This window comes from Flavobacterium sp., assembly GCF_046317795.1.
In the GTDB taxonomy this organism is placed as follows: Bacteria; Bacteroidota; Bacteroidia; order Flavobacteriales; family Flavobacteriaceae; genus Flavobacterium.
This window is the reverse complement of the sequence record NZ_JBKCVI010000171.1, coordinates 1-11480: the sequence shown is the minus strand read 5'-3', so window position 1 is coordinate 11480 and position 11480 is coordinate 1. Positions and strand designations below refer to the sequence as shown.

Genomic DNA, 11480 nt, shown 5'->3' with positions numbered 1-11480 from the left:
CTAAAAATGTACAAAAAAAATAAGAAAAATATCAATAATATAAAAACGTGATTTTATAATTTCAAAACTAAAAAATTAACTTTTATATATAATTTCGAATTTATATTTACCAATACTACTCTAAATACCAATACGCCAAGTTTTGATTCCTCTCTGATTTTGGTAACTAATGATAAAAAACTTAGTATTTTTTCAGGTACGTATACTATTACTAAAGTAGAAATTTTTGATTTGCTTGGTAAAAAATTATACTATGACGATAAACTAAATACTAATAATCATCATGTAGAATTACCGATTGCAACTCAAGCTATTATAGTAAAAATAACATCAGATGATAGGGTAACTGTGAAAAAAGCAATGATTCATTGAAATTAGACAATACTATAATTTGAGGTATTGATTATATCAAAAAAAATTAATTGTATTATACACTAAAAGGTTTGGAACGCTCCAAACCTTTTTTTGTGTTTCATAGTTATACAATTCCAAGTAATTATGGTAGTGTATTAAAAAGTGTGTAAAATTGTTTGTTATTATTTTTAATGGTTTGTTATATTACGCTACTTTTACAATATAAAAAAAATAGATTATGCCTTGGTTTGCTCTATATACAAAGCCCCGTTTTGAAAAAAAAGTATCTGAGCGTTTGCAACAGCTAGGTATAGAAGTCTATTGCCCCATGATAACCCAACTAAAGCAATGGTCTGATCGAAAAAAAAAAGTTGAGGTGGCTTTATTGCCATCCTATATTTTTGTAAATCTTGATAATCAACAACGAGATAGTGTTTTTACTGTAAATGGTATTGTTCGTTATGTATATTGGCTAGGAAAACCAGCTACAATCAGAGACGAAGAGATTCAAAATCTTAAAGATTTTTTAAAAAATAAGATGGTTACTTCATTTACTGTTTCTGCTATTCAAGTAGGACAGCATTATACTATTACCTCAGGTCCTTTAAATGGGTTACAAGGCATAGTAGCTAAAGTTGAAAAAAACTATTTAGAAATTACACTAGAACAGCTTGGTTTTAAAATACAGCTACATAACATTAATTCCAAACAAGAAGTGTAGATAAATAGGATAATATTAAACTATTTTATTGGTCATAAACGACACTTTTTTTAACATTTATATTTGATTCAAAGTTTAAATATTCAAGATAAAAATTAAATTTCTATACTCTATATCCAAAGTTTCAAAATGAATTTTGTGTTAAATAAGAGTTTTTTTTTCAAAAAAAATTGTTAAAATAAATATTAAGAGTACCTTTGTTACTCAGTATTTATTTCAATTAATGCTCGAAAATATTATTACTTCAAAAACTAGGTTACGCTTATTAGTAAAGTTTTTTATAAACGTTGCTAACGAGGGTTATCTTCGTGGTCTTGCTACCGAAATGCAAGAGTCTACTAATTCTATTAGGAAAGAGTTGAATAATTTAACCGAAGCTGGTTATTTAATTCGCACTGAAGAAAATCTCAAAGTAACTTATAAAGCCAATCAAACCAATCCTTTTTTTAAATTACTACAACAAATTGTTAGAAAATACGTAGGGTTAGATACCATAATTACAATGGTTATTGATAAGATTGGAAATGTTAAAAAAGTATATTTGATAGGCGATTATGTGAAGGGCATTGATAGTGGTATCATTGAAATAGTGCTTGAAGGCAATGACTTGAATACTGAATATCTAATACAATTATCTGAGAAAATCGAAAATGAGATTCAAAGAGAAGTTGTTTTTACAATAACTGACAAACATGATAACTCAGGTTTGTTACTATATGAGCATGAGGTACTAATTTTAAATTAGTTTTTCATGTTTTTTCTTTTTTTGAGTTAGTCGCTTATTGTGACTGACAGGGCGAAGCCGTTGAGAAAGTGTTCATTTTTCAGTCTTCAATATTCATGTAGCAGCTCAGACTAATTTATTATTAAAAAAATTAATGGCATTAGATAGCGTTAAAATCATACAGTTACCCAAAATTCAAGATCCAAGGGGAAATTTAACTTTCGTACAGAATTTTGATCCTATTGCTTTTGAGATAAAGCGTGTTTTTTGGATTTACGATGTTCCTGGTGGTGAGACTAGAGGAGGGCATGCCTTGAAAACACAAAAAGAAATGATTATTTCTTTAAGTGGCAGTTTTGATGTTGTAGTTACATTGCCTAATGGTGAAGAACAGAAATACACTTTAAATAGAAGTTATTTTGGTTTGTATATTCCCGAAAATCATTGGCGACATATGGAAAATTTTTCTACTAATTCAGTATCACTGCATCTTTGTAACGATGTTTTTGATGAGAACGATTATCAACGTGTTAAAAAAAATTATCTAAACACTATACTGTAATGAAGTCCTCATCTATAAATGATTGTATTTTAATTACACTACCCAAAAACCATCAATTGAATGGGAATTTAACCTCGATAACAAATTCAACAGAAATTCCTTTCGATGTTAAAAGAATCTATTATCTCTATGATGTGCCTGGCGGCAATAGTCGTGGTGGCCATGCGCATAAAGATTTGCACCAAATAATGATTGCTTTAAGTGGTAGTTTTACAGTTACTCTTGACGATGGGGTCAATAAAAAAAGTTTTCACTTATATCAACCTTACCAAGGTTTATTAATTCCGCCAGGATTGTGGCGCGATTTAGATACTTTTTCTAGTGGTTCTATCTGTATGGTTTTAGCTTCAGAATTGTATGATGAGAATGATTATTTTAGGGATTATCAAAAATTTATAAATTGGAAATACTCGATATAACGCCATCTCTCTACAGCACTATTATTGCAAATCCAACTCAAACTTTTAACTCGAGTGCTTTTAGTAATTTAAACGCTTCAAAGTGTGATAAAATTCATTATCTAGTATTCAAAGATTCAAAATACCGATTAGGAATTACACTTGGGGTTAGAAATAATATTTTGATTAGTCCTTTTTCAGCTTCTTTTGGAGGATTTGAAGCTGTTTATCGAGATATAAAAATACATCAAATTGATCAAGCAATTACTAAATTAATCGAATGGGCTAAGGAAAATAACTATGAAGGTATTAAACTTATTTCACCTCCATCTTTTTATAACCCCAATTTTGATGCTAAGATTACCAATTGTTTATACAGAGCAGGATTTGAAACAAAAAATATAGAGTTAAATTATAATTTTGAAATATCAAATTTAAACGAAAATTATTTGACTTCTATTTGGTATAACGCTCGAAAAAATTTAAAAAAAGCGCTATCATTTCCATTTGATTTTATAAAACTTGATAATGAAGAAGGAAAAAGAGCTTACGATGTTATTGCTATAAACAGAAGTGAAAGAGGTTTTCCGTTGCGACTTTCTTATGAACAATTGAAAGAAACTGAATCAGTAATTCCGATAGATTATTTTCTAGTTGAAGACGAAAAAAATCCAATTGCTGCTGCTATCGTTTATCATTTATCTCATAAAGTGGTTCGAGTGGTTTATTGGGGAGATTTACCTGAGTTTTCAGATTACAAAACTATGAATTTTTTATCTTACAAGATATTTGAATACTATATAAAATTAGGAATTTCTTTTATAGATATTGGACATTCGACTGTTGAGTCTGTTCCCAATAATGGTTTGTGTGAATTCAAAGAAAGTATAGGTTGTTCTTTGGGTTTACTTTATGAATACTATAAAAAATTAAATTGATGTTTATAATTAATCCAAATGAGTTTTTACTCCCTAGTTTTGGGATGACACCTTTTAGAACTGAATATGTATCACTGAATAATGAATTAAATAATGATGATTATTCTTTAAGCTATTTCAATAATAGGTTCGGAAAAAATCATTGGTCTTTTACATATAATGGAAGAGAGGCAATTGCTCTTGCACTCAAATATTACAAGCTCGAAAAAGATGATGTTGTTACGATCTTAACAACCTCAAATAACTTTTATATAAGTTCATGCGTAACATTAGAAATTGATGTGGTGTGTACATGGAATAGAGAAATCGTTCCGGAAACTAAAGTGATTTTTGTCAATCATGAATTTGGTTATCCCTATCAAGATATGGATTATCTGGCTTCATTGGGTATTCCAATTATAGAGGATTGTTGCACTACTTTTTTTAGTCAAGATATACATAATAAAATAGGCAGTTATGGAGATTTTACAGTGTATAGTTTACCAAAGTTTTTCCCATTACAAATTGGCGGTGTTATCACATCTTCAAAAATCGACATTTCATCATTTACATCCAAATGTAAAGTCGAAGAGATACAATATATTACAAATGTAATGTCAAGCCAATTGAAACAAACAGAATCAATTATAGTCAAGCGAAAAAATAATTTTGACTATGCTGTTCAACTTTTTGAAACAATTGGTTTCAGTCAACGTTTTGTTAATACTTTAGAAATTGTACCCTACGCGCTGCTATTGAACAATAATGGTCTAATAAAGAACTTAACAAGTTTTAAAAATTACATCTATGCACACGGTATTCAAAACAGTATTTTCTATGGTGAAGATGCTTTTTTTATACCCAATCATCAAAATCTTGCAACATCAGAAATCGATTATTTTTTTGAAGTAATTAAATTTTATATAGAAAACAAAAATGAATAGCATAGTAATTGCAGGATTTGGTCAACCCGTTTTAGATCTGATAACTAATCTAAATGCTACCTTTAAAATTATGGGTGTATTTTTAGATTACGAAAGGAGAAGCAAATTCCCTTATTTTTATGCTGAACTTGAAAATAAACAAATCTCTATTTTAAGCTTAGAAGAGCTAAATTTGCTGAATGTTGATGCTATAATTGTCATTAACTATAATAAAATTATCAATGTTGATCAAATAAAAATTCCGCTTCTCTTAAATATTCATATGGGTTTATTACCAGTTTACAGAGGAAATAATGCCAATGCTTGGTCAATATTAAATGGTGATAGAAATGTGGGTTATACACTCCATCAAATAACAAACGAATTGGATGGTGGTGCCATCTATTATAAGTTTAGTTATCTTATCAAGGAAAATGAAACTTACTTTGAAGCTAAAAACGCCATCACTACTGACTTAAAAAATAATTTTCCCAACGTTTTGCAAGCTATTTTTGATGGCAAAATCAAACCAGACTCGCAAGATGATGAAGAATTTATATATTGCAGTAAACTAGTTCCAGAAGATGGTATACTTGAACATTGGAATTATACAACAACAGAAATAATAAATAGAAATATTGTGTTTTCTAAACCACTTGGAACAGGTTTAAAAATAAAATTTAGAAATGATTTAATTGAAATAAATAAAATTAGTTCAATCCCAAAGTATAAAACAGCCAATGGATTTGCTGGTTCCGTAGTATTAAAAACTAAAAATGGTGCCGTGTGGATTAAAACAAAAGACACGGCTATTGCATTAGAAGAAATAATACTAAATAACGAAATAGTAAAACCAGCCGAACTATTTAAAATTGGTGACCGATTATGATTAAATTTTTAGACTTACAAAAAATAAATGCCCAGCATGCAGCCGAATTAAAGAAAGTAGCTGCAGAAGTAATCGACTCCGGTTGGTTTCTTATGGGCGAACGGGTAGCTACTTTTGAAAAAAACTTAGCCCAGTTCAATAATTCAAAACACATCATTGGGGTAGCAAATGGGTTAGATGCGCTTCGATTAATTCTAAAAGCGTATATCGATTTGGGTATTATGGCAGAAGGCGACGAAGTGATTGTGCCTGCCAATACCTATATTGCTTCACTTTTAGCTATTTCCGATAACCGGTTAAAACCCGTTTTGGTAGAACCTAATGAAAAGAGTTTCAATTTAGATATTGACTTAATCGAAAAACACATTACACCAAAAACAAAAGCCATTATGATAGTTCATCTCTATGGACAAGTGTGTTGGAATGAAAAGTTGGTAGCAATTGCCAAAAAACACCATTTTAAAATCATTGAAGATAACGCACAAGCTATTGGCGCAGAATGGGACGGAATAAAAACGGGTAATTTAGGCGATGCTGCTGGGTTTAGTTTTTATCCAGGAAAAAATTTGGGAGCATTGGGCGATTCTGGTGCTGTTAGTACTAATGATGATGCATTAGCTTCGCAAATAAGAGCACTTGGCAATTATGGAAGCAAACAAAAATACGTCAATGAGTACCAAGGATTAAACAGTAGATTAGATGAAATTCAAGCGGCGTTTTTGGATGTAAAATTGAAATACATTGATACTGAAAATCAATACCGTAGAACTATTGCAGCACGCTACCTATCGGAAATTAAAAATCCACTAATTCAACTACCTTTTCCTGTTTCGGCTCAATTTTCAGTTTCCGAAAATAAGGAACATGTATGGCATTTGTTTGTTGTTCGTTGCAAGCTAAGAGAAAAATTACAACATTATTTGGCTGAACATGGTATTCAAACGTTAATACATTATCCCATTCCGCCCAACAAACAATTGGCTTATCGAGACTTAAATACTATCGATTATCCGTTGACGAATTTGATTCACCAAGAAGTATTGAGTTTGCCAATAAGTCCGGTGATGACTCACGAAGAAGTGACTAAAGTAATCGATGCTCTAAATTCATTTTCGCTTTAGTGGCAGAACACAAAACTTCTTATGGTTCGATAATGAAAGCCACTTCCATTTTTGGAGGTGTTCAGGTTTTTAATATTCTAATTACATTGATTAGAGGAAAATTTGTTGCTATTCTTATAGGTACAGCAGGTATGGGTTTGAATGGATTATTACTTTCGGGCTTGAATTTAATTAGAACTTTGACTTCGCTTGGTGTTTCTGAAAGTGCGGTTAGAGATATTGCCAAAGCACACAATTCAAATGATGATGTAAAAATACGAACTACCTTTCAAGTTTTTAAACGTTTGATTTGGTTTACCGCCATTTTTGGAGTTGTTACAACAATTGTATTTTCACCTTTATTAAGCAAGTTTGCGTTTAAGAATTATGAACATACAACATCCTTCATCTGGTTATCGGTTTCGTTTATTTTTGGAGCTTTGTCAGGCGGTATTTATACCTTACTTCGTGGTACAAGGCAGTTAAAATATTTGGCTCAAGCCAATATTTTTGGTGGAATTATTGGTTTATTGGTATCTATTCCTATTTTTTATTTTTACGGAATACAAGGCGTTGTTCCTGCCATAATTATTACGGCTTTTGCTAATTTTTTGGTGTCTTTATATTTTACTTCTAAAGTAAAAGTTGAACCTATCACTATTAGTTGGAAAGAAACGTTTCATTTGGGCAAACCAATTGTACAACTTGGTCTTAGTTTAACCTTGGTTAATATATTAGCAGCTGCAGTTGCTTTTACATTAAGTGCTTATATTTCGGGTACAGGTTCACTTTCAGATGTAGGGCTTTATAGTGCCGGAAATGCTATCGTTGATGGTTATGTAGGAATGGTATTTACAGCTATGGCAACGGATTATTACCCAAGACTTTCAGGTGTCATAAACGAGGAAACAAAATGGAAAAAGCTAGTAAATGAACAAGCAGAATTAGTTTTAATCATACTCGGAATTGTTTTGATTCTTCTGCTTTCTACTGCGCCAATTTTGATACAAATTTTACTCAGTAAAGAGTTCTTAGCTTCTAGTGATTATATTACATGGGCAGTATTAGCCATACCGTTAAAAGGGATGGTTTGGGTTTTGGGATTTATTGTTTTAGCCAAAGGAAATAACAAACTTTTTTTAACCATTGAAATTACAGCAAATTTGATGGTTTTGCTTTTCAATATTCTTTTTTATACATGGCTTGGAATAAAAGGATTGGGTATTTCTCTTACAGTAAGTTACACTATTTCATCGTTTGCAATGTTACTAATTTTAAACTCTAAATATAATTTTCATGTTTCTAAACAGGTATTTCAACTTTTAATAGTAAATATTTTTTCATTGCTAATTTGTTTATTTTCAATAAATTATATATATAGTCCTATAAATTTTATTTTTGAACTAAGTATTGTATTGGTTACAATATTTTATAATATATACCAACTTAACAAAAGAATTAACATAAATTCTGTATTTCAAACAGTTAAAAATAAATTTAATAAATAATTTATAGAGAATGTCAATTTTAGTATCTGTTTCTGTTATAACCTATAACGCTGCTTCTTTTGTTGAAGAAACCTTAGAAAGTATTTTCAATCAAACGTATGGCAACATAGAATTGATTGTTTCTGATGACTGTTCTAAAGACAACACTATAGAAATTGTGCAAAAATGGAGCGAACAAGAACAAGTTAAAGCACGATTTAAGGATATAAAAATAGTAACAGTACCTAACAATACTGGGGTTTCTGCTAATTGCAATAGAGCTATAGCAGCTTCAACTGGAGAATGGATAAAATTTATTGCAGGCGACGATATTTTACTACCAACCTGTATTGAAGACAATATGAATTTTGTTGCAGAAAATTCAAATGCAATGATTATTTTTAGCCAAGTAGATGTTTATCAAGATATTTTTGAACATAATAATTATCAAAAAACAATTCCTGCTATTTATCCAGATAATCTAATGCATAAAAGTTTTTATGCCGAAGAACAATTTAAGATTTTAGTTCAGTCGGATAGAATAAATTATACACCATCCTATTTTTTTAATAAACAAACTATTTTGTCAGTTGGGGGTTATGATGAAAAAAACCAACTTGTTGAGGATTATCCGATGTGGTTAAAGTTAACAAAAGCAGGTATTCGCCTTTTTTATTTTCATAAACCCACTGTTGGCTACAGAATACATTCAAAAGCCACTAACAATACAGGTGATGATTTACTTTTTAAACCTTCGGTTATTAATGGTCATCGTGTTAGACAGAAATTTGCGCATCCTTTTCTACCTTGGCTTCAAGTAATGAAAGAGGACTGGATATACAATATTACTCTATTTTTTAAATGGACAGGAACTGAAAAAAAAACTATACTAACCAATGGATTATATCAGTTTACGACCATTTTTTGCAACCCTTTTTATTATATCGATTATATAAAAAGAAAATTACAGAAGAATGAATAATATTCAAATTTCTATAATTATTCCGATGTTTAAAGTGGCAGACTATGTTACTCGATGCATTGAAAGTCTAGAGAGTCAAGATATTGATAAAAACCTATATGAAATAATTTGTATTAACGATGGTTCACCTGATAATTGTCGTGAAATTGTAGAAAATCTACAAAAAAAATATTCCAATATTGTTTTAATTAATCAAGAAAATCAAGGCGTTTCCATGGCACGTAACAATGGAATAGCCATTGCTAAAGGTAAATACATTTTACCAATTGATCCTGATGATTATGTTTTACCCAACACTTTTGAGCGTATTCTGAACTTAGCTGAGGGAAAAAATTTAGATGTATTGCATTTAGGATTTGAAATATTTGATGTTAATGAAAAATCCATATGGAAAACTAATTATAGTAAACAAGAAGGTGAAACTTTTTCGGGAGTTGAAGGTTACTTTGAACCAAGAGGACATGATGTTAAAGATCCTGATCGATCTTGGGCAATTTTATACAAAAAGCAATTACTTGAGGATTACAATATAACCTATCCTAAAGATGTTCCTTATCTTGAAGACGGATTGTTTCTAGCCAAGGTGTTTACTGTTGCAACTAAAGTAGGTTTTGATAACGAGACATTTTATCAACGAACCACGAGAATAGGTTCTGCAACTAATTCCAAATTGTTTCATTCTGAAAAAGCTACAGATGGTTTTTTACGTGCCATACACGATGTAAAAAAATTTGCTGCCGACAATCAATTAGAAAAAGAACAACAATATTTAATTAATCATGTAGTTGCAAAATTCTTTTTATTGTGTATAACGCCAAGTATTTTTAGTTTTAAATTTAAACAATATTTTAAGACAATTAAAAAATTAAAGCAGTCTGGAATAAAGAATATTGAAACTGATGGGTTACGATTTCATTATAAAAGACATATTAGTTTTTATAATTTTTCAAAATTGTTCTTTCCTTTCTATTACAGATTTATAAATAAATAATCATACTATGTTTAATCGTTTTAAATATAAAAATTGGAAAAAAAACGAACCCTCAAATGTTGTAGAGTATTTGTTTTCTCCTTCATCAATTAATATTCGTTTAGTGAATTTTTTTTTTCAAAAAATTTTGAGGATTAATGCAGAAGTTCCATTTATGGTTCACTTTACTTCAACAGTAAGTAAAACGGTCTTTTTAGGAAAAGGTGTAGCGCAATATTTTGCAAATTCAGGAGGCTGTTATGTTCAAGGAATTAATAAAGTATATATAGGAGATCATTCCATTTTTGCACCAGGAGTTAAAATAATTTCTGCAAATCATGATAAAAAAGATTATTACTCACATGATAAATCAATTTCACCTATTAGAATTGGAAAAAATTGTTGGCTGGGAGCAAATTCAGTTATTCTACCGGGAGTGGAATTAGGTGACAATGTTATAGTAGGAGCAGGAGCTGTTGTTACAAAATCGTTTCCAGAAAATGTAATTTTGGCTGGAGTCCCTGCAAAAATAATAGGAAAAAATGTATAAACTAACCTCAATACAATATTTACGCGCTTTTGCTAGTGTATATGTTTTAGTAACTCATGTTTTTCAGCATTTAGGCATTTCTATGCCCGGTGGATATTATTTGGCAGGAGCTTATGGTGTCGATTTGTTCTTTATTATTAGTGGGTTTTTAATCTATTTAACAACCAAAGACAATGACTCGTGGGTGAGTTTTGGTATTAAACGTTTTTTTAGAATTTATCCTTTATACTGGTTTTCATTTTTTTTATTTTCAATTTTTTTCTTATTTCAAGAAGAGTTCACACTGAGTTTTGTTCAAATCATTCAAAATATTCTAATGATTCCTTGGAATAATGAGTTAACGACTAAAAGTTTATTAGTAAATGTTGCTTGGTCAACAGTTTATGAAGTATATTTTTATTTAGTCTTTACATTATTGTTATTTTTAAAACTTTCTAAAAAATCTATTATACCTCTACTTCTATTTCTTTTTGTGGTAGCAAAATCAATTACAGTTTTAAATTTATTTGATTTAAATGAAAATGAAATCTTTATATTTATTGCTAGTGTTGCCGGTAGAACACATATATTTCCCTTCATTATCGGGATCATAATTGCTATCATTTATCAAAATAAAAACGTTACCATAAATATTAAAGAAAATCAAAAACTAGGAAGAATATTATTTTTTGTTTTTAATATCATTTATTTAGAGATAACAATTTCTCAATACTCTCAATATAAATCCTATTTGTTTTCAACAATAATTTTTATGCTTTGGTTGTACGTTGATTATTTATTTCATATAAATTACCAAACGAGATTTTCTAAATTACTTTCCTTAATTGGTGATATTTCCTATTCTATTTATTTACTTCATATACTTGTAATTTTGTTTGTAATAAATGTTTTAAAGTTAAATGA

13 protein-coding genes are annotated in these 11480 nt (G+C 29.7%); all 13 read left to right on the top strand.

Annotated features, from left to right (window positions below):
* Positions 1-592 precede the first annotated feature (592 nt).
* On the top strand, positions 593-1075 hold the full coding sequence (locus tag ACK5ON_RS10220) for a UpxY family transcription antiterminator (RefSeq protein ID WP_409822166.1): 483 nt from the start codon (positions 593-595) through the stop codon (positions 1073-1075).
* Positions 1076-1298: 223 nt separating this feature from the next.
* Complete coding sequence (locus ACK5ON_RS10215; RefSeq protein WP_409822164.1) at positions 1299-1820, top strand: ArsR family transcriptional regulator; 522 nt, start codon at positions 1299-1301, stop codon at positions 1818-1820.
* Between the two features lie 133 nt (positions 1821-1953).
* On the top strand, positions 1954-2361 hold the full coding sequence (locus tag ACK5ON_RS10210) for a sugar 3,4-ketoisomerase (protein WP_409822162.1): 408 nt from the start codon (positions 1954-1956) through the stop codon (positions 2359-2361).
* Complete coding sequence (locus ACK5ON_RS10205; RefSeq protein ID WP_409822160.1) at positions 2361-2780, top strand: sugar 3,4-ketoisomerase; 420 nt, start codon at positions 2361-2363, stop codon at positions 2778-2780. Before ACK5ON_RS10210 ends, ACK5ON_RS10205 begins: the two co-directional genes overlap by 1 nt.
* Positions 2762-3697, top strand: a complete 936-nt coding sequence (locus ACK5ON_RS10200) for a hypothetical protein (RefSeq protein WP_409822158.1) — start codon at positions 2762-2764, stop codon at positions 3695-3697. Before ACK5ON_RS10205 ends, ACK5ON_RS10200 begins: the two co-directional genes overlap by 19 nt.
* Positions 3697-4620 carry a DegT/DnrJ/EryC1/StrS family aminotransferase gene (locus ACK5ON_RS10195; protein ID WP_409822156.1) on the top strand — a complete coding sequence of 308 codons (924 nt, stop codon included), beginning with the start codon at positions 3697-3699 and terminating at the stop codon, positions 4618-4620. The genes ACK5ON_RS10200 and ACK5ON_RS10195 overlap by 1 nt, the downstream gene beginning before the upstream one ends.
* Positions 4613-5488, top strand: coding sequence for a formyltransferase family protein (locus ACK5ON_RS10190; protein ID WP_409822154.1), 876 nt, complete (start codon positions 4613-4615; stop codon positions 5486-5488). Before ACK5ON_RS10195 ends, ACK5ON_RS10190 begins: the two co-directional genes overlap by 8 nt.
* Positions 5485-6609: a DegT/DnrJ/EryC1/StrS family aminotransferase gene (locus ACK5ON_RS10185; RefSeq protein ID WP_409822152.1), complete on the top strand. Its 1125-nt coding sequence runs from the start codon at positions 5485-5487 to the stop codon at positions 6607-6609. Before ACK5ON_RS10190 ends, ACK5ON_RS10185 begins: the two co-directional genes overlap by 4 nt.
* Positions 6609-8096 carry an oligosaccharide flippase family protein gene (locus ACK5ON_RS10180; RefSeq protein WP_409822150.1) on the top strand — a complete coding sequence of 496 codons (1488 nt, stop codon included), beginning with the start codon at positions 6609-6611 and terminating at the stop codon, positions 8094-8096. Before ACK5ON_RS10185 ends, ACK5ON_RS10180 begins: the two co-directional genes overlap by 1 nt.
* A gap of 10 nt (positions 8097-8106) precedes the next feature.
* Positions 8107-9057, top strand: coding sequence for a glycosyltransferase (locus tag ACK5ON_RS10175; RefSeq protein WP_409822149.1), 951 nt, complete (start codon positions 8107-8109; stop codon positions 9055-9057).
* Positions 9050-10048 (top strand): glycosyltransferase, encoded by a 999-nt coding sequence (locus ACK5ON_RS10170; RefSeq protein WP_409822146.1) that lies wholly within the window; start codon positions 9050-9052, stop codon positions 10046-10048. The genes ACK5ON_RS10175 and ACK5ON_RS10170 overlap by 8 nt, the downstream gene beginning before the upstream one ends.
* A gap of 127 nt (positions 10049-10175) precedes the next feature.
* Positions 10176-10577 (top strand): DapH/DapD/GlmU-related protein, encoded by a 402-nt coding sequence (locus ACK5ON_RS10165; protein ID WP_409822145.1) that lies wholly within the window; start codon positions 10176-10178, stop codon positions 10575-10577.
* The coding region (locus ACK5ON_RS10160) for an acyltransferase family protein (protein WP_409822143.1) at positions 10570-11480 on the top strand (911 nt) is incomplete at its 3' end. The genes ACK5ON_RS10165 and ACK5ON_RS10160, both read left to right, overlap by 8 nt.